This window comes from Vreelandella venusta (assembly GCF_007989605.1).
In the GTDB taxonomy this organism is placed as follows: Bacteria; Pseudomonadota; Gammaproteobacteria; order Pseudomonadales; family Halomonadaceae; genus Vreelandella; species Vreelandella venusta.
In genome coordinates this window covers 34,236-53,659 of sequence record NZ_BJUL01000005.1, presented here as the reverse complement: position 1 = coordinate 53,659, position 19,424 = coordinate 34,236, and the positions used below count along the sequence as shown (strand labels likewise).

Annotated in this window: 17 protein-coding genes; 4 read left to right on the top strand and 13 right to left on the bottom strand. The window is 49.9% G+C overall.

The features are described 5' to 3' along the window. Positions 1-281 precede the first annotated feature (281 nt). From dctP to HVE01_RS06955, 3 genes are all read left to right on the top strand, one after another. Positions 282-1,301, top strand: a complete 1,020-nt coding sequence (gene dctP, locus HVE01_RS06965; RefSeq protein WP_146943190.1) for a TRAP transporter substrate-binding protein DctP — start codon at positions 282-284, stop codon at positions 1,299-1,301. Next, a complete protein-coding gene (locus tag HVE01_RS06960; RefSeq protein ID WP_125749453.1) occupies positions 1,294-1,836 on the top strand; it encodes a TRAP transporter small permease subunit in 543 nt (180 codons plus the stop codon). The genes dctP and HVE01_RS06960 overlap by 8 nt, the downstream gene beginning before the upstream one ends. Before the next feature lie 107 nt (positions 1,837-1,943). Then, complete coding sequence (locus tag HVE01_RS06955) at positions 1,944-3,263, top strand: TRAP transporter large permease (protein ID WP_125749456.1); 1,320 nt, start codon at positions 1,944-1,946, stop codon at positions 3,261-3,263. Between the two features lie 98 nt (positions 3,264-3,361). On the opposite strand, the gene csiR is transcribed toward HVE01_RS06955, so the two are convergent. The 3 genes from csiR to HVE01_RS06940 all read right to left on the bottom strand — a co-directional run bounded on the left by csiR (position 3,362) and on the right by HVE01_RS06940 (position 7,097). Continuing rightward, positions 3,362-4,072 (bottom strand): DNA-binding transcriptional regulator CsiR, encoded by a 711-nt coding sequence (gene csiR / locus HVE01_RS06950; protein WP_146943188.1) that lies wholly within the window; start codon positions 4,070-4,072, stop codon positions 3,362-3,364. A gap of 267 nt (positions 4,073-4,339) precedes the next feature. After that, positions 4,340-5,611 (bottom strand): 4-aminobutyrate--2-oxoglutarate transaminase, encoded by a 1,272-nt coding sequence (gene gabT, locus HVE01_RS06945; RefSeq protein WP_146943389.1) that lies wholly within the window; start codon positions 5,609-5,611, stop codon positions 4,340-4,342. A 40-nt stretch (positions 5,612-5,651) separates the two neighbouring features. Then, entirely contained in the window at positions 5,652-7,097 is a 1,446-nt protein-coding gene (locus HVE01_RS06940; protein WP_125749462.1) for an NAD-dependent succinate-semialdehyde dehydrogenase, read from the bottom strand. A 387-nt stretch (positions 7,098-7,484) separates the two neighbouring features. On the opposite strand from HVE01_RS06940, the gene HVE01_RS06935 reads away from it, so the two are divergent. Beyond that, the gene (locus tag HVE01_RS06935; protein ID WP_146943186.1) at positions 7,485-8,048 is read left to right on the top strand and encodes a CAP domain-containing protein; all 564 of its coding nucleotides are present in this window, start codon (positions 7,485-7,487) and stop codon (positions 8,046-8,048) included. 6 nt (positions 8,049-8,054) lie between these two features. On the opposite strand, the gene HVE01_RS06930 is transcribed toward HVE01_RS06935, so the two are convergent. The 10 genes from HVE01_RS06930 to HVE01_RS06885 all read right to left on the bottom strand — a co-directional run bounded on the left by HVE01_RS06930 (position 8,055) and on the right by HVE01_RS06885 (position 19,365). Further along, complete coding sequence (locus tag HVE01_RS06930) at positions 8,055-8,534, bottom strand: CreA family protein (protein WP_146943184.1); 480 nt, start codon at positions 8,532-8,534, stop codon at positions 8,055-8,057. Between the two features lie 369 nt (positions 8,535-8,903). Continuing rightward, the gene (locus HVE01_RS06925; RefSeq protein WP_146943182.1) at positions 8,904-10,478 is read right to left on the bottom strand and encodes a hypothetical protein; all 1,575 of its coding nucleotides are present in this window, start codon (positions 10,476-10,478) and stop codon (positions 8,904-8,906) included. A gap of 242 nt (positions 10,479-10,720) precedes the next feature. Beyond that, entirely contained in the window at positions 10,721-11,683 is a 963-nt protein-coding gene (locus tag HVE01_RS06920) for an SIR2 family protein (protein WP_146943180.1), read from the bottom strand. 94 nt (positions 11,684-11,777) lie between these two features. Continuing rightward, the gene (locus HVE01_RS06915; protein ID WP_146943177.1) at positions 11,778-13,238 is read right to left on the bottom strand and encodes a HEPN domain-containing protein; all 1,461 of its coding nucleotides are present in this window, start codon (positions 13,236-13,238) and stop codon (positions 11,778-11,780) included. Between the two features lie 864 nt (positions 13,239-14,102). Continuing rightward, on the bottom strand, positions 14,103-15,080 hold the full coding sequence (locus HVE01_RS06910) for a hypothetical protein (RefSeq protein ID WP_146943175.1): 978 nt from the start codon (positions 15,078-15,080) through the stop codon (positions 14,103-14,105). Beyond that, entirely contained in the window at positions 15,080-15,733 is a 654-nt protein-coding gene (locus HVE01_RS06905; protein WP_146943173.1) for a hypothetical protein, read from the bottom strand. Before HVE01_RS06905 ends, HVE01_RS06910 begins: the two co-directional genes overlap by 1 nt. Beyond that, entirely contained in the window at positions 15,730-17,520 is a 1,791-nt protein-coding gene (locus HVE01_RS06900; protein ID WP_146943171.1) for a DUF927 domain-containing protein, read from the bottom strand. The genes HVE01_RS06905 and HVE01_RS06900 overlap by 4 nt, the downstream gene beginning before the upstream one ends. After that, a complete protein-coding gene (locus tag HVE01_RS06895; protein ID WP_146943169.1) occupies positions 17,513-18,505 on the bottom strand; it encodes a toprim domain-containing protein in 993 nt (330 codons plus the stop codon). Before HVE01_RS06895 ends, HVE01_RS06900 begins: the two co-directional genes overlap by 8 nt. After that, positions 18,498-18,815: a hypothetical protein gene (locus HVE01_RS06890; protein WP_146943167.1), complete on the bottom strand. Its 318-nt coding sequence runs from the start codon at positions 18,813-18,815 to the stop codon at positions 18,498-18,500. Before HVE01_RS06890 ends, HVE01_RS06895 begins: the two co-directional genes overlap by 8 nt. After that, positions 18,808-19,365, bottom strand: a complete 558-nt coding sequence (locus HVE01_RS06885; protein WP_146943165.1) for a hypothetical protein — start codon at positions 19,363-19,365, stop codon at positions 18,808-18,810. Before HVE01_RS06885 ends, HVE01_RS06890 begins: the two co-directional genes overlap by 8 nt. Between the last annotated feature and the right edge of the window lie 59 nt (positions 19,366-19,424).

Genomic DNA, 19,424 nt, shown 5'->3' with positions numbered 1-19,424 from the left:
ACACCGTTTATCAACGCTTACCTAATACACCTGATCGGCAATATATCGCTCAAAAACACAGTAACTCGATGAAAATTAATAAAAAGTTAATTTATAGATGCAGTTTCGGTTTGGTTTGACATCAGTCAACGTAATGCAAAAATGTTGATGTTAGACGATTTTATAGAAATTTTTTATAGCCTGAGTACCATGCGTGTGATTAAACTGGGGGCGCAACATGGTTTCGAAACTGAAGCATGGATGCCCTCTATAACTCTAAACGCGATCAAGAAAGAGGTTTTATGAAGCTCTCAACATCCGTGAAATGCGCTCTAGCGACGTCCATCGCCGCTTCCATCATGGCTAGCCAAGCGCTTTATGCCGATACCGTTCGTTTACGCATGCACACGTTTTATGGCACCGAAGTGGATCAGATTGCAGCTGATTTGCGGGAACGGGTAAGTGAAGCGAGTGATGGCACTATCAGCATTCAATTTTTCCGTGGCGGCGAGCTAGTCAGCAGCGACCAGTTTGTCGAAGCCGTTGCCCGTGGGAGCATCGATATCGGCCATGGTGTGGGTAGTTACTGGCCAGGCACAGTGGGTATCGGCACGATCGAAGGGGGCCTACCAGGAGCATGGGTAAGCGCTGAAGAAGCCCACGATATATTTGCCAACCAAGGCCTTGATGAACTCATCGCAGAAGCTTACGAAGAGCAAGGCGTTAAGCTGATTGGCCGCGGCTTTGGTAGCGATTATGGTCTAGTCACCCGAGAGCCTGTTTCCAGCCTGGAAGATCTTGCCAGCATGCGCATCCGCGCAACCAGCTCCATTGCAACGGTGCTGGAAAAATTCGATATTCCGACAGCCTTTATTCCCGGTGAAGAACTCTACGTCGCACTTTCGACTGGCGTTATCGACGGTGCCATTTACGGTGGCCCTGTTGAATACGAACAGCTACGAATCAATGAAGTAGCGGGCTACTACACCGATATCAACTTACTCAACCCAGGCTGGACAGAAAACGCATTCATCAACCCTCGCACTTGGGAACGGATGAGCGAAGAGCAGCAGCAAATTTTGGTAGATGAGCTGGCTCAGTACCTGGAAGACGTTCACAACTGGCTTGAAGAAGGCAACCAACGGATCATCGATGAAGGTGAGCTGTTTGAATTCGCCACCCTGCCAGCAGAAGATTCACAACGCCTAGCGGAAGCATCTTTGCCGATTTGGGAAGAAGAAGCGGCACGCTCTGAGCGAAATGCCCAAGCCGTTGAAATCTTGATCAACAACGCCAAAGCGCAAGGAAGATTGAGTGAGTAAGATCAACCGATATCTACGCTTTCAGGATGGGCTTTCCGACTGGGTCGGACGAGTCACCGCCTGGCTGACGCTAGGTATTATCGGTGTACTGCTCTATGAAGTAGTCGCTCGCTATGTACTCAATGCCCCCACGGTGTGGGGGCACGAACTAGCGACGATGTTCTTCGGTGCACTGAGCATCCTGGCTGGCAGCTATACCTTACGCCACCAAAGCCACGTGCGCAGTGATGTCATTTATCGCCTGCTGCCCTTCCGCATGCAGGCGTTGTGTGACGTGATTGTGTTCTCACTGGGTATTTTGGTGTTGTGCATATTTTTCACCATGGCCGTGGAATTTGCCCACCGCTCCTGGCTAATTGGCGAATATTCCAACCGAAGCATTTGGCGTCCTGCGCTTTGGCCGATAAAGGCGACCATTCCAATTGCTGTTGGGCTGCTAATTCTGCAGAGCATAGCAGAGCTAGTGAGGGCCATCGTGCGTTTACTTGGCATTCCCTATGACGATCCGCGAGACGACATTAGCGACGCTGATTAACTATCGTGCTGTTTAACCCTCGTTCTATTTCAACGTGGTTTTACCGTGAAAAATAAGAGACACACCCCGGCACGTCCTGGCGGATATGCCATGCAAAGGGTATCCCTATGTTAAATTTAGACCCCATGATAATTACGGCGATCATGTTTTTCTCCATGATCGTCCTAATGGCAATAGGCGCTCCGCTAGCGTGGGCGTTGATGATATCGGGCATGGGAAGTGCCTACATGATGTTTGGCCCTGGTGGCTTAGACTTCTTGCTCTCATCGGCATACAGCACCATGGACAACTTTCTCCTGGTGGCCCTGCCGCTGTTCATCTTTATGGGACTGGTACTGGAACGTTCCGGTATTACCGATGACCTTTTCGAGATGATGCATAAGCTGATGGGCAGCCTTCCAGGCGGGCTCGGGATTGGCACCATTCTGATCTGCGCCCTTATCGCTGCCATGGCGGGAGTCTCAGGGGCAGCTACTGTCAGCCTAGGGATCATTGCACTACCGGCAATGCTCAAGCGGGGCTACCACAAGCGGCTAGTCACCGGCACGATCATGGCGGGTGGTGCATTGGGTTTTCTCATCCCACCTAGTATCTTAATGATTGTCTATGCGTTTCTGGCTCGTGAATCGGTAGGAAAGCTATTCGCTGCTGGCTTAGTACCCGGCCTAATGCTTGCCGCTATTTACATGGCATACATATTAATACGCTGCCGTATCAACCCTTCCCTAGGCCCTGCTGCGCCAGTAGAAGAACGCTTTAGTGCCAAAGAAAAGCTGATGTCTTTGCGCCACGTTATTGCCCCAGGCCTTTTGGTCACTGCCGTATTGGGCTGCATTATCGGAGGGGTAACCTCGCCTTCGGAAGCGTCTGCTGTCGGGGCTGGTGGGGCAATGCTGATTGCAGCGCTGAGAGGTCGGCTTAACTGGAGCCTGCTGCGCTACGCCATGCTCAGCACGGCCAAAATAACCGGTATGCTGCTCTGGATTGCCATTGCCGCGGTATTCTTTAGCCGTATCTATATGGGCTTAGGCGCCGGTATGATCGTCAGTGATTTTATTAATGACTTCTCGCTGTCGCCCTATACCGTCATCATCATCATGCTAATTAGCTTCTTTGCACTGGGCATGTTTCTCGATGACTTTGCGATCCTGTTCATCACGATTCCGCTTTATGTGCCAATCGTACGTGACTTAGGGTTCGATACTACTTGGTTTGCGGTGCTGTTTATTATAAGTATGCAGTCCGCTTATCTGACACCGCCCTTTGGGTATAACCTGTTCTATATGCGATCAGTCGCGCCAAAGTCCATTACTATCGTTGATATCTATCGTTCAGCACTGCCGTATGTTGCTCTACAGATAGTGGGGTTAGCCATAATCGTACTATTCCCAAGTATTGCGCTATGGTTGCCCAACTTACTGTTCTAAACAGGCGTATCAAACGGCTAACGAACAGCAACCCAACTAAAAAGGCCCTAATCATTAGGGCCTTTTCTTTTAGCGTTTCTGCGCTGCCTTCTGTTGCCTTATGCGACACTTTGTTGGCGCATCACCTGGGCAATAATCGGCACGGGAGACATCAAGTGTTCATGCATCAATGCCACTGCTTCATCCTTGCGGCGCTCAAGGGTGGCGTCTACTAAGGCGGCATGCTCTTGGCGCTTTTCTTCAAGGGCCTGAGCAGAAAACACGGTTTCTTTAAGCCACAAAAAGCGGTAACGCTGAACTTTATCAAACAGCCCAGCGCGCACTTTCATCAAGTGAGGAGAGTTACAGCCAACCACCATCGCGGTATGAAAATCACTGTGCCGACGATCCCAACTATCTAACAGCCCTTCTGGCGAGTTCATTTCCGTCAGCTTTGCTAATTGATAAGACTTTGCCAGGATATTGGCTTCCCAGGCATCATCGCCGCGCTCGATTGCAAGCCCCAACATCATCGCTTCAACCTGCGCCCGGGCATCGTAAATATCGTTAAGCTCAGCGAGCGACATGGGCGCTACACGATAGCCACGCTGGCTAATTGCCACCACTAAATACTCAGCAACAAGCTGGGAAAGTGCTTCTCGCAGAGGGCCAATACCCAGGTCATAGCGCGCTTTAAGCACACTCATACGCAATTTTTCGTCAGGCTGAAAAGTGCCTTTAATAATATCTATTTTAAGTAGCTTGTAGGCACGAATACCCAAGTTTTCCTTGGCATCCGCCTTTTCGTCTGGGAAGAAAGATGAATTCATGAGTATGCATTTTGCAAAGTGGGTCAAAATAATAACACACCTTGTAACAGCTGTTTGAACGTGTTCTTCCCCCGCACTCAATAACATCGGCAACAAGCAATAAAAAAAGCCGATGCAGACTAGCTGCACCGGCTTCTATCAACTCGTTAACCAATACGCTTTTCAGCGCTCTTATCAACGCCCTCTACAAAAGCGTTCTAGCTACCAAAGCTTTCTGACTACAGAAGCTTCAAATTGGCGCTTAACTAACCAATGAGACGCTAGATATTACGCTGTAAGCTCTTCGAGCAATTCTTCAACAATCGCCAATCCTTCTTCAAGGATGCTGTCTTCAATGGTGACCGGCATTAAGAAGCGGAGCGTATTACCGTAAAGCCCACACGACAGCAGGATAAGACCCTTCTCCCGGGCACGTTTGCACATGGCCGCTGCAAGCTCTGGGTCGGGGGTTTGATCAGCAGCAACAAGATCCAATGCCGCCATCGAACCTAAGTGACGCACGTTTTCGACACAAGCAAAGCGCTGCTGCCACTGGGTAAAGCGCTGCCCCAGAACCTCTCCTAAGGCTTGGCTCTTCTCAAGAATCTTTTCTTCTTCGAATACTTCAAGTACCGCTAACACGGCCGCACAAGAAACCGGGCTACCTGAATAGGTGCCACCCAGCGAGTTCGGGCCACACGCATCCATATGCTCAGCCGTTCCCACCACGGCTGAAATCGGCATGCCACCGGCCATACTCTTAGCCATGGTCATAAGGTCAGGCTCAACACCACTGTGCTCAATGGCAAACAGCTTACCGGTACGGCCAAAGCCAGACTGCACTTCATCGACGATCATCAGCATGCCGTGCTCGTCGCAAATTTTACGTACCGCTTTAAGGAAGCTGGCCGGTGCAGGATAGAACCCGCCTTCACCCAACACAGGCTCAATCACGATAGCGGCGGTGTCTCTTGGGTTAGCATCGGTCTTCAGCGTCATTTTAAGACCGCGGATAGCGTCTTCTTCGCTGACCCCATGGAACGGAACGGGGTAAGGCGCACGGAAAACATTCCCCGGCATGCTGCCGAAATCAGCCGAGTAAGGCACCACTTTGCCGTTCATTGCCATGGTCATAAAGGTACGGCCATGGTAGCCACCATCGAAGCAGATCACGTTATTCTTGCCGGTGGCGGCACGCGCAATCTTAACGGCATTCTCTAGCGCTTCAGCCCCGGAGTTAACCAGCATAACTTTGCCATGGCCGCGCACAGGCGTGAGCTGGCTGAGTTTTTCAGCGACTTTCACGTAGCCTTCGTAAGGAATAACGGTTTGGCAAGTGTGCATCACCCGACCTAACTGCTCCCTAACCGCTTCGACTACCTTAGGATGGCAATGGCCGATATTAAGCACGCCAATACCGCCCGCGAAATCAATAATACGGTTACCATCCGCATCCCAGATAATCGCGTTTTCAGCACGGTCCGCAAATTGCGTTGCAGGGCTGGCGGCACCATTAGCGACATATTTCTGTTTAAGCTCATTCAGCTGTGCATTGCTCATCTTCATTTACTGCATTCCTCAGTTAATTAGTGAAAATCGCTTATAGGCCGCCAACACAGACGTATTTCAACTCAGTAAACTCATCAAGCCCATGACGTGAGCCTTCACGGCCCAGCCCAGACTCTTTCACCCCACCAAAGGGCGCTAGCTCGGTAGACAGAATGCCTTCGTTAACGGCTACCATGCCGTACTCCAGCCCTTCCATTACATGCCAAATTCTGCGGTAGTCACGGGCATAGAAGTAAGCTGCCAACCCGAACTCAGTCGCATTCGCCATGGCAATGGCTTCTTCGTCCGTCTCGAAACGGAACACAGGCGCCAAGGGACCAAACGTCTCTTCACGGGCAACCCGCATGGTGTCGGTCACATCAGCAATAATCGTCGGTTCGAAGAAAGTGCCGCCCAACGTGTGCGGCTTGCCGCCACAGACCAAACGCCCACCCTTTTCCAACGCATCGCCAATGTGGGACTCGACCTTTTCAACCGCAGCCTGATTGATCAACGGGCCTTGCATAACGCCATCATCCAGCCCATTGCCCACGTTCAGTTCAGCCACACGCTTGGCAAACTTCTCAACAAATGCCTCGTAAACGCCGCTTTGCACCAAGAAACGGTTGGTGCACACACAGGTCTGGCCAGAGTTGCGATACTTGGAGGCAACGGCCCCTTCAACGGCGGCGTCTAGGTCGGCGTCATCAAACACGATGAAAGGGGCGTTACCGCCTAACTCCAGCGATACTTTTTTGACCGTACCGGCACACTGAGCAAGCAGCTTTTTACCCACTGGCGTAGAGCCGGTGAAAGAGAACTTACGCACGCGCGGATCGGTGGTTAACACCTCGCCAATGGGTGCAGGCTGGCTAGCCGTGACCACATTGATTACCCCAGCGGGCAGGCCAGCAAGTTCAGCCAGACGCGCCACCGCCAACGCCGTCAGTGGCGTTGCTTCTGCAGGTTTGATAACCACCGTACAGCCTGCCGCTAAAGCGGGGGCACATTTACGGGTGATCATTGCCAGCGGGAAGTTCCAGGGCGTAACGGCGGCCACAACGCCAATCGGTTCGCGAAACACCAGAATGCGCTTATCGACACCATGGCCCGGCAAAGTTTCACCGGCCATGCGCTTGGACTCTTCAGCATAAAACTCGACAAATGACGCGCCATACGCCACTTCACCGCGGGACTCTGCCAGCGGCTTGCCCTGCTCCAACGTCATTAGTCGAGCCAAGTCTTCCTGATGCGCCATGATGGCATCGAACCAGGCGCGTAACAGCGTTGCACGCTCTTTAGCAGTACGCTTTTTCCAGCTAGGCCCTGCTGCCTCTGCTGCGGCAACCGCTGCCCGTGCACCATCAGCATCCAGGTCGGGGACTTCTGCTAATAGCTCACCATTTGCCGGATTCGTGACCGCAAAGCGCTTGTCAGCACCGCACCACTCTCCGCCAATAAATGCGTCAGGTATCAAAATATCGGGTAACTCACTCATCTTGTTTTCCTTTTTGCCATGACATTAGAGCGTGCTCTCAAACGCTGGCCGCGCCTCCCACGAACTCGCTACAACGCCATTGCCTGTACTTCCCAAAGCACTAGCGAGCCAGCTTCTTCATTTTCAGATAGGCAGCATCAACCGTAATGACTAACAAAAATATCTACATTTATAAAAAACGTCAAAATATATTTTTAGCATATACACTAAAAACTGGACGGTGGGGTTGGATGGCACCGAAAATGGTAGCTAGGCTGCGGGCAGGATTGGTACAAAAAGCGATTAAGACGCGCGCCTCAGCATTTCCGACCCGCAAGCAGGCCTTTATCGGGTATCGCTTTCGGATAAAATCAACCTGAAAAAGAGGCCGCCCCTACATCGGCGAAAATGAACAACGTAACGGCTAACTCCACCTTAAAGCGCCCTACCCGCTGGGCACTGTTCAGCGCGATAGCACTGATGTTGATAGGCAGCGGCACGCAGGCCGTGGGTGACTCCCACGCCGACAGCACCAACAGCGCGTGTGGCCTGATGGAGCAGCAACAGGAAATGCTAAGACTGGTAAACGAGGCACGCAACAACGCTCGTCAATGTGGCGATCAAGCATTTCCAGCAGCCAGCCCACTAACCTGGAGCTGCCAACTGGAGGCCGCTGCCGCAATGCACGCCAGCGATATGGCCAACAACGACTACGTTAGCCATACCGATGCTAACGGCGCAGGAATTGAGCAACGCGCCAATCAACATGGCTACACGTGGCAAGCCTTGGGAGAAAATATTGCTGCTGGGCACGCATCTGCCGCCGCCGTGATAAACGGCTGGCTAGAGAGCCCCGGCCATTGCCGCAATATGATGAATGGCACCTTCACCGAAATGGGCATGGCCAAGGCCAGCAACGCCGATTCGCGCTATACCACCTTCTGGACACAGATGCTGGGGAAGCCCCGCTAAGCCCTCTTAAAACCCACCGTAGTGGACCGCCGAAATCGCATTCTTTGGAGAACCATCCACCAGCTTGGTGCTATAAGTTAAGTACACAAAGGTTTCGGTTTCAGCATCGTGCATGCGCACCACGCGCATATTCTTAAACAACGCAGAGCGGCGCTGGTTAAAAACGACTTCTTGCTCGTCTACCTCGTCAGGGTCGAAGACGATTTCTCCCGTTTGCCGACAAGCCACGCTCGCCTCGCTAGCTTCCTCAGCCAGCCCGACCGCACCCGATAAGCCGCCCACCTGAGAGTAAGAGAGATAGCAGGAAATCCCCTGCACTTTTGGGTCGTCGAAGCGCTCCACTTCAATCGTACTGTTCGGGCCAATCAACCTAAACTCCGTTCGCACGCTGCCAATATGGGCATCCTGCGCCAGAAGCGCAGTAGGCAGCAGCAACGAAGAGATCATCGCAAGCGACGTAATGGCAATAGCGGGTTGGAAACGCATAGCAATGTCCTTAGCAGGTGCAGCAGAAACGGCAAAACAAGAGCATACCTGATACCGGCAGAGCCGGGGCAGCCAAGAGAGACTAACTGTCGAAATGGGAAATAGATGGTAAAGGGAGAATGGAGTGGGAGGTTATGGAGCCCTGGCAGGAGTTTATAAAACACATTAAGCTATTGAATTATATGGTTTTAAAATGGAATGCAAAAAACCAATATACCACACAGTATACCAGCCCCCTCCATCTGCAACCCGCTAACGGCTTATCGTTGGATAACACCACTCGCGATTCAGTTTGCGGCACAGATGGACTGCTTACGGCCAAGTTCGGCTTTCAGCAAGCGCTGATATAAAGCCAAAACAGCGGTGCATTTATGCGTCCGATTGCTTTTTCTTGTTAGGTTTTGGAAAATATAGGTCACCACCTTTAAGCCACTTAGAGTCTAATCTATTACCCTTAATGTTCTCTATATAACTTAATTCACAACCATAACCTTCTTCGAGGCAATCCGTTAACTTTACAACACCAAAATCAACATAAATCACCCTATTCTCATATAGATAGTCACAGCCAAAAACGCACAATGGCATAACTATATATGGGTCTGTTCTTTCATTTTCGGCGCAGTCTTTTCGTTTCTTCTTATGCGCAGTAACTAATGATTTTACTGAAAATTCTTTTTTACAAATCGCGCACTTTTCTTTTTCCTTTCCTTCAAATAGCCATAAACTTAAAATATGATGCTCTTTTCTAGTTGCCACGCTGCCGCTTCCATCAGTACCATCTAATGAAGCTTTAATTAGTTTTTGACGAAAAACTTCGTACATATTCGGCATGTCGGCATTATTAACACTTCTCCCAATCAGTCTATACTTATAGTGGAACTTACCTTCACTCTTATCGACGAAAAGCAAAGGTGAGTGAAATACGGTTTTATCAACAAGTGGCTTGTCATAACCTAAAGATATTAAATAATTTGATATTGTGGGATAGTCATTTGCATTGGATTCAGAAAGATAGTTACCGACTGCCTTTTCTATATCAGTGAGCTTTCCTAATTCAATATTTATCTGAACGATGGATCCTTTAATCTGTGTATACTTAGAGCTTTGTAGATATTGTTTAATCACATCTACTGGAGGATACTTTCTTTTCTTTGGAGCAGTTCTTCTTTTTAACGAGTTTTCCAAGACTATTGCCAAGGTATTTAGCTCTTCTTGGCTGGCTATGTTTTTTATTTTCTCAAGACTATTAACGATCACATTGTCTCTAGACTCAAAGAGGTAATAGTCTTCACCATTGTATCTATAAAACCAAGAATCCGAATCTGATTTTATTACGTGCAATAGAACTTGAGCTTCAATATCTTCCAGCCCAACTTCTTCCATAAGATATTGAAGCCTAGCAATCCCAAGCAAGCCCGGTATTGTCTTAGCTTTTTTTAGGGCTTTTTGCAGAGCTTTAACTCTTGACTCTCTCCCAACAATTATTTCTCTGTTTTCGTTATACCTGGACCTAGTTAGTTCTTTCAGATCAATAGTATATACTTTATATTCTTTAGCTTCACCAAGATCATTGAGCAGCCTCACAAGAGAAACAATATTCTGATCCCCATCAAACAGACCATTCACTTCCAAGTATTTATTTAAATCTTCAGAGGAATGAACTGAAAATGAATTTAAGTATTTGGAGAATTCACTTAATAAATAAAATTTACTTAAAACTGCCACCTCCCTGAATTTAGATTTTATTATTTGCCGAGGGCGTTCTGACCGTCTTCCCTCTGAATCCCCAACGTTAAATTTAATTGCTGCATCTTCTAAAGTGGGCCATAGGTCTTTTCCAAATCCATAAAAGTAGAGAACCAAATCTATATCTCTCGACTTGGTATCTCGCTCTCTAATATTCGCAAACAAATAATCTCTTATTTCTTTTTCGACAGTCATTTATTTTCCCATGTAGAAGAGCCTAACATAGATGATTATGCCAGCTGCATAACACTGCTGAACCAGCATGCCGCTTTCGCCGGAATGTCCACTTTGGGTCGTTATATGTCATCTCGCCATCAGAATAGTTTGAAGCTCTGCATTCGGCCAGGAGCGGTACTTCAGAAGCCACTGATATAGCACTTTACGCCTGTATAATATGCGCGATCTTGCGAGCATCATAATTGACGCGTTTATTAAAGCTACCATGCGGTAAACTCTAAAATATTATCTAACTGGACTAGCTCAAACCGGCCAAAGCCAACCTTTTTCTCCCAGTGATTTCTTCTATGGTCTTCTTCTCCTGCGCCACTCCACTCAACGATAAGAAGTTCTTTCTCTTCTTTTCTTAGCTTTATCCTTTCGTTTAGGTGCACATCCAGACCAGAATAACCAAATAATATGATTTTATCTGACTCCTCAAAAGCCTTCTCCAGTCTTCGCCAGTAAGAAGAAAGTATATGAGAGGAACCAATGATTAGTGGTTTGTGTTCAACATGAGTTAACACTATATGAGATTCATTTTCGGGATCTAAAAAATCTCGCCCCGCTCCCATAACCTTGTTATTACCAATGAATAACGGCGATCCATGAAGATGCATATACCAGCCGTGACGACTGATATTATGTCTATTTAGATGATTTTCACCAAATCCAGTTGATGCCCAAAACCCATCAACTAGAGGTCCATTATAGCCATCAAGAACATTCTTTGACTTAAAACCATCGTATAGCAAGTTATCATAGTTGAGGGTGACCACATGAGATTTTGTATCTTTGATGTAATCTGAAAGTGGATCTAGAAATTCATCAGGCAGCTTATTACCTGAACGATGGAAGTGTAATGCAACTTCGTGAATATATTTTTTGAAAGTAGATGGTAACTCTTTAGCTACTGGAGATACCCATGATGTACCAGATACTTCGAAGTTACATAGATACTCAGTGGCAATAATGGCCACCTGAAGCTGATCGAGTTGATCTTCTGAGCAGGGAGGTTTTTCCTCAGTAGTACCTTCAATCGCACTAAGAATGAGTTCTTTATGTTTCTCACTCAAGTGGTCCGTATCATTCCATACGCTCGTCAAACCATTTTTAAGTGAGAAATACTCGGGATTCAAAGCCAACCCTATTCCATTACCAAAAATAAGTAGAGATCTAGGCATATAACTATCCTAGTAGTTTTAACGCTGCTAACACGCGCAGCTTTTTAGTGAAGGCGGAGCCGTAACGGAGAAGCCGTCGCAGTGCATGCGATTGTTAAGCATCCGTGATCAAACCTAAAAGCAGTTCTTGATCGATTTTCCTAGGATCGCGAAATCGCTCATTTGCCAACAGTACTTTCAATACCAGTCTCACATAGTCAATTGAAAGATTGTGGGCTGGCTTTTGTGTCTCGTCATCTAGCTTAACCATCCTGCTTTTTTCGAGATTCTGACTACCATGAACGATGTTAGAGCGGTATTTATAGATACTTTTTATATCATGGAATGCTTCCACGGAATTTCGCTCAAATGATGTATCAAACCCAGCTAATGCACCAATGCGCATAGCCAATTTATGCGTCATTTCTTGCTTACCGTCATCAGACAGAAGTGCTTCAAGAGCAATCGTAGCGTCAAGCACCGCATCCTCTTCATCGTCTCGGACCAGACACCGATTGAGCCGCTTAAGAGATAGACTTATGGAATTCTCTGAAGCGTTGGAAAGTTGTTCAAAAACCTCCTTAAGCTGCTCAAGTTGAGCACTAGTTACGAGTGGCACTTGATCTATATTCCAGTAATAGTTCTCAAAATCAGATGGGTAAGCTCGTACAGTTGCACCTTCGATGCAGGGTAAACTTGCTTTGCAGTGATTCTCCCAGCCTTTAGCTAAGGAGTAGATTTGGCCGTACCCAGTCTTGCTCGTTGAACAGACTCTTATTGCCCCAAAGAATCGGTCAATGATCTTTAAAGGGTAAGCCCGTGCATTGTTCAGAGTATTGAAATCCCACAGGCGCTCAGTGTTTGGAACGTACCAGTCTTTTAGAACCAGTGCATGAGTAGCTGCATGAACTACCGATTCATGAGCACTGGTGTTGTATGAATTGACCTCATACCGAGACAAGTGCTGATTGTCCGGAATCCGCACAATCGAAAAGCCATCTGTAAGTTCGTACTCATCGATCTCAAAATTCAAAAATAGTATTGGCACACAAATATCTATACTTAGTTTCTCTTCAAAAATATAAGAGATTGCAGGCTTGATAATGTCCTCAACGGACTGGTACCGATATTCGAATGTATTGAATCTATGGATATATCGATCTATAGAATGTTTAACAAAAGACAATATTTGAAATTTTTCTATCTCTAGCTCCCGCATTGATGGTGTTTCTTCAGCCAAGCTAAAGCGTTTTAGTAGAAGCTCTTGTGATCTGACGTACTGGACGAGTTTGCCAAAGCTTTCAATTTTATCTTCTTCGACGAGCGGTTTTCCACTGAAAGAAGAAAAACATCCGCTGTAATCAACCGGCCCAGAACCGATCGTTGAAGACAGCTGAGGAAGCCCATTCTTGCGAAAGCTAAGGCTTGGGAACTTGAAGTGAGTGCCAATGTACTTGCCGGAATCGTTTACTTCTCTAACAAGGTGTAATCCGTCCTTAAAAGCAGCCAAGAACAATTTGTGATACTCGGCTCTGTATTTCTGGATAGCCGAGAAGAAACTACTGCTTTCTGCCATTGTGTCTCCCATGCCCGTATTGCAAGGACGTTTGATAAGCACCTAACACTGATTTCACCCTCAACATAACCTCAGTGAACCTTGCAGCACGTCCATTGAATTTATACAACCATTATCCACACCCTAATTCCAATTAAAAATATGTATAAATAGGCAATGTAGCATTGATTATCGTGCCATCTGCATAACACGACTGAATCAGCATGCTGTATTTCCAGCAAGGTGCGGTTTGGATCGGTAGCTGCTGTGCAGTTAAAGTGGACAGGCCACCAAACAGAAAGAACTACTAGCACCTGTAATCAAACGATGACATCGGCACCACTTACGATTGCTAGTGATTTTCAACTCCCAGCCGCAAGCAAATTGATACTCATAAATCTCAATTTTAACTTTAATTATTTTTAGCAGTATTGCCCATTCCTTTACGCCTATGCAACCCGTTTAGCTGCGACTTTAGGCCACTCTGCGCTGGAAGGCCTCGGCTCTACAGGGTCTTATCAGGAATGTCTTTCTAAGCTATCGGCCAGCCTGTGGCCTGGCTTTAGGATATATCTCTGCCTCTTGCCTGTTGGAAGTGCATAATTCCGCATGAATTCGCATGATTTCCATGCACCCATTTTTGACCAGCCAGCCCAGCAGTGGCGAGGCTTGGCGGCGGGCGCAGGGGTGCATAAAAACCACACCATTTAGCGCGCGGGCGGGGCGGGGTGTCGAGAGCGCGCCGTGGGTCGCGGCGGGCTGCGGGGCATAGCCCCTGGCAACCACTGTTGAAGGCCGCTGTGTGCCACAGTAGACCCCATTCATGCTTGCAACGAGAAAGCCCCGCACAAAAGGCGGGGCTTTGACTGTAGAAGCGTGATCGAGCTAGGCGGCGGTATCGTCGCTATCCAGCTCTTCCATGCTTGGCACGTAACCCATTTGGGCTTCGAGCGCCTTTAGCTCCTGGGGGAAGCGGATAGGTGAGTAATAGCCACCATCGTCATAGTCTTCATACGTTAGACGTTCAGGCAACTCTATACCTGGAATGGTCATTCTTTTCTTATTGATTGGTATACGGCTTAGGAAAAGCTCACCAAGCGCTGACATCTGCCGCTTGTTTATTTCACGACTCAACTGCACCGTGTCATCTCTAGACAGTACTGCTAAGTACCCTTGCCCCTTCTGCATACTGGCATCTATACCCAGGGTAGCCATAAGGCCGTGATCGTTACAGGTATCAGTGGCGATGCGATCTAATAGACTAGGCACTACTTCAGCCAGCTTGGCCATGCAGTCCGTGTTTTGGGACAGCTCATCGATGGCTGAGATAAGCCGGTTGTGCGCCGATAATTCCAGCAAGCGGCCTTGGTACGCCACCAACGATTTACGCGTCTGGTAAGTATGCATTTTGAGCCACTGTATTTGAGGCTCAAGCAGTAGGATCATTTCTCGAATTTGCTCTGCCTCAAGCTTCGTTTGGGTTTTCTGCTTGATTTTTTCACGTACCGATTTGCTCTGCTTACCGAACCCTTTGACGAAGCTAAGCTTCCACTCTCCATCTGCCGCTTTTTCCTGCTGCTCCAAGGCACTTAGCGTTTTTTTGAGCCGGTCAAGCTCACGGCATGCCTCCGTTAATTTTTGGCGGCGCGTATGGTAGCTCTTAAGCTCTTTTTCGAAAGCTAAAGTCAGTTTTTCTTCTGTGGTATAGCCAGCAATATCTGGCGGCGAAAAGTAGTTGAATTTGCGTCCGGGGACTTTTCCTCCTTTGACGGGTGCTTGTCCCTCTGGCTGGGTGGTTTCCATGGCTTGGCCCTCGTGGCTATTACTGTCGGCTTGCTGAGTGGTTGTGGCTGGTTGGTTCATCAGGCCCTCCATTGGGCGGTTGGGGTGCAGGGTGATGCAGTGGAGCCAAAGCCCCACCAACGAGAAATGTTTAGCTGGGTGAAAAACGCCTGCCAGGAAGGGAAAGGGGTCGGCGTCACTAGACCGCTTGAAGTTGTTCGCAGTACGAACAGAATTCTGTCACCTGTGTGTTTCCACCCTCTAGGTCGCAAAAATCGTGGCAACAAGGCAACAGGGGCTATTCCACTGATTTTAATAGGGTTTTTAGTGGCAACACTGTTGCCACGGTTTTTTGAAATGGCAACAGACACACAACCACATAGGTATATAAAGAGATGTGTTGCCATTGTTGCCACCTCTCTTATTACTAAGGCAACGCTGAAACCCGCGTGGTTACTGGCCGTTGCCTTGTTGCCACTGTTGCCATAGAAACTAGGTTCACGCGTAACTAGGTTCTTGAGCTTATGAGCCGAAACTCCTCTTTCCTGGCAGGCGTGTTTTTCCCCTCTATATAATTCCTCTCTCTGACACTCGAAAAAGGCGGCAACAAGGCAACAGCCATAAAGGCTATTATTTTCAGTGCCTTGTAGGCTGCCACCTGTAGCCGCTGTTTTTGAGACGGCAACGGCTAGGGAGAGAACGCCAGAATTCGCCCAGAACGCTTGGTTTTTCATGGGTTCCTCCGCTCTGTCTCCAGTTTGTCGGGATCAATGACGAAAAAGCGCGTGCTCCCTCCTCCTGGCAGGCGGTAGTTTTTCTGGTTGCGCCCGCTATCCACCTTGGCCAACACGCCGTAGGTTTCCAGGGTGCGTATCACTCGCTCTCGGCCATAGCCTGAGGCGGCCTCACTCAATGAAGCGCGGTTGAATAGGTAAAGGCGCTTTAAGCCCTCGATCTCGTAGTAACCGGCACGGTGCTTAACGTTGGGGTTAGGCAAGCTGGCGGCGATATCGGAAAAGCGGCTATCACCGTGCATGGCGATAAAATCCGATAGCGCGCTAAGTATTTGCCTATCCTCTGCGTTCCCATCACCAACGGTAAGTAACCACTCGTCAAACAGTTGGCGGCAGGCACTGGCGGCGGTGTCGGCCTTCCAGGGTAAAAGCCCATAGGTGATGGCCAGCTCTCCGGCAAATCCGATAATGGCGAAGCGATCCGCTACCCTGCCCGCTTGTGGCCCTTCGGCTTCGAAGCCGTCCCGCACTTGTGCAAAGCGCTGATAGAAAACGTCGGGATCAGTCTCTTTAATCAAGCGCTCCACGAACGCAGGCCCCACCATGCCGTAGTGGTGTGCGGTGGCCGTGGTTAGCTTTCTATGGAAGGTAGCCCCGCTCATGCCGTGAACGTCATCAAAGGCACGGTAGGCGCGGGTGCCCGCGTTTACATCCACCATGCGCAGCTCTGCCCCGGCGTGGGCGGCATTACCTGAAATGGCCGCATGTTCAGACAGTGACCGCTCCCCACTGGAAAGCGCCAAAACGCGCCAATACAGCTTGGGCCGCCCTTCCCGCTCCCGCGTCATGGTGCCTTTGCCGGTGCCGTTAGCGATGGCGTAGGCCATTTCTTGTACCCGCTTGGGGTCGGCGCGTTTTATCTCGTCCAGAATCAGCACCGTGTCATTACGGGACGATGCCTCAATCTCGATACCGCCCCGCGACATATCCCAAGACGCGGCAAAACGGCTGGGGTCGCCCCATACTGAGGCGGCGATAGCCTGAGCCAGTGACTTACCGCTCGATGAGTCACCTACCAAATGCACACCACCACCGTTTACGCCTACTTTTGAAAGCAGCGGCCCCGCCAACGCGCAGCAAACCGATAGAATCAGCACCGGGTTGCCTTGGCAGTAGTGGGCTAGCTCGCTTTGCCAGCTTTCCAGCGAGCCCCGCTCGGAAAATAGGTGGGCACCCTTACCGCTGTCCTGAAAGCGCACGTCCTTACCGCCTAAAATTTTGCTGGGCAGTACAAACGCACCGCTTGCATCGTGCCAGCCCGGTTTGGTGGTAGTGGCCAGCACGCGCTTTAAGTCGTGGTGACTGGCGATATAGGCAGGCACATAGCGGCGCTGGTGGTACTCCACTTTTAAGCCCTGGCGGAAAAGGGCTTTTAGGATCTCCTCGCCCTTCCCAGCCAGTGCTTCCATGGGCATGACGTATTCAATGACCTTGCCCCGGTGCTTAAAGCGCAGTAAGCGGCCTACACTGCCGTCATCACTGTTGAGCGTTTCAGCATCCACATGCAGCGGTGCGCAGATCCATAGGTCAAACGGTTGGCCAATATCATCACCCTGGCCTTGTTTGATGCCGTGAAACCATGTGCCCGCTCGAAACAGCTTGCCATCCACCAGGGTTTGCCCTTCGTAAACGGCATAGCTTGGGCGCTCTAACGTGTCGATCTCCGGCGCAGTCGGTTGGCCAACAAGCGCAAGGTGGCTTTGCTGCTCACGTTTTACCTCACTCATGGCTGCCCCCTTGTTGGCGATACCAGCACGCCAAGTCGTTAAAATCGGTCAGGCTATGCGGGGCTTCTTTCGGCCAAGCCGGGAACAGCACCAGTGCCCCCACTGCCAGCGCGGCGGCATTGGCGGCATGACGCCCAGGGTTTCCAGGGGTAGCGCGGTCATCATCGCCCGCGATAACCATTTCTAGGTGGCCATAGCGTTCACATAACGCACGCGCCACCGGCTCAAGGTTGCCCGCGTGCATGGCGCACGCCACGGGTTCGCGGGTATGGGCGTGGATAGTGGCTCCCGTTGCCCAGCCCTCGCAGACGTACAGCGTTTTTCCTGGCAATACATGGCCAAGGGGTGAGTAAGCCCCCTGCACCTGCCCGCCTTTTAAAAAGCGCTTATTCCCTTGCGCATCGATCAACTGCACATTGACCAATTCACCGTTGGCGTAAAGGGGCACCATTAGCTGCCCTTTGGGGGTTTGGCGTAGGCGGTAAGGGTTAATCCCCTTACGCACCAAATACGCATGCCCAGGGCAAGCGGGCTGGCCATTGAGCCAAAGCTGCTTGGCCAGTTGGGCGGCTTTTTGTTGAACCGCTAGGCGTTGCGCTTCCGCCTGCTGGCGTAGCTGGGTCTTGGTGGGAGTAACAGCAATGGGGGGTGAGGCTTGCGCCTCACCGTTGCGATGAAAAATACCCAACCCTAAGCGCTGGTCGATCATCATGGCGGCGTCTACCTGCCGACAGCCGCGCAAGTAACTAAGTAGCGACACCAAATCGCCACCATGGGCGTCTGAGTCAGCAAAGTCGTTCCACTTGCCGCTGGTGAGCGAGACACCAAACGAGCCTTTGCCTTGATCATCGCGGGCCGTGTTGCGTGCTACCCATTCACTGCCCTGGCGTGCCCCATCGGGTAGCCATTCGGCGAGTAATGTTTCAGCGTCGTTTAATGCGGCGATGGCCACTTGCTGGATCTTTTGAACGGTCGTCTTAGCCATGACTCGCCCCCCTCTTGGCAGGCGGTATTTGGCGGCTGACGGTTTTGCGCGCCACTAGGAAAAGATCAGACGCATCGGCCAATAAAATACGCGCTGCGATAGCCACGTTGGCTAAATCACGCGCATCGGCGCTGGCCCCTGGCGTATCCAGTTGGCAAAGCGACAGCATCAAATTGCTGACGGCCTCCAGGCGCATTTCTGCGTGTTCAAACAGCGTGTCGCCATCGGCGCGGGGATCGACTAACAAGCATTCGGCTTCGGTGAGGCAAACCGCATCGTCAAGACGTAGGGAGGTGGTGGAATTAGTCATGAGCCACCTCCTCGGCACACAAGCGCTCAAGCTCGACGAGAAGTTGGTCATGTTCTTGGTAAGAGAGGAGGTTTAGCGCGGTGGCCATACGTGCCATACCCAACAACTGGTGAAGCTGTGCAGGCTTACGGTTAACACGGTAGGCAATCAGTTTTGCACCGATTAGCGCGATAGCAACATGCGAGGGGGAAACGTGGGTGTGCGTAGACGCACCTTGGCTGTGATTGGCCATGGGTAAGCTCCTAGATATCTCTTCGGAACCGCCCCGACTGTCGCCAAACAGAATGGGGGCGGACTGCGCAGGGTTGGCGAACCGGCTATCTAGGGAACCGGCAGACCCGAAGGTCTCCCCACGCAGCCCGCCATAACATAGCTTTACGGGCACAAAAAAAGCGCCTGCAATGCTAGTGGCGCTACTGCGCCTAGATAATCTCAGGTCGCCAAACCTGACCGTAGATTTTGCTACGGCAAGTTCATGATAAGCATTCCCGAGCGTTCCTCGCAAGTCTTTCAGGTCGAAAACGGCAAAAACTCTGCTAAAGTTATTCATACATCCCTCTTTGTTTATTTGTTCCCTTTGCCCCAGCGCTCCACACGCTGGGGCTTTTT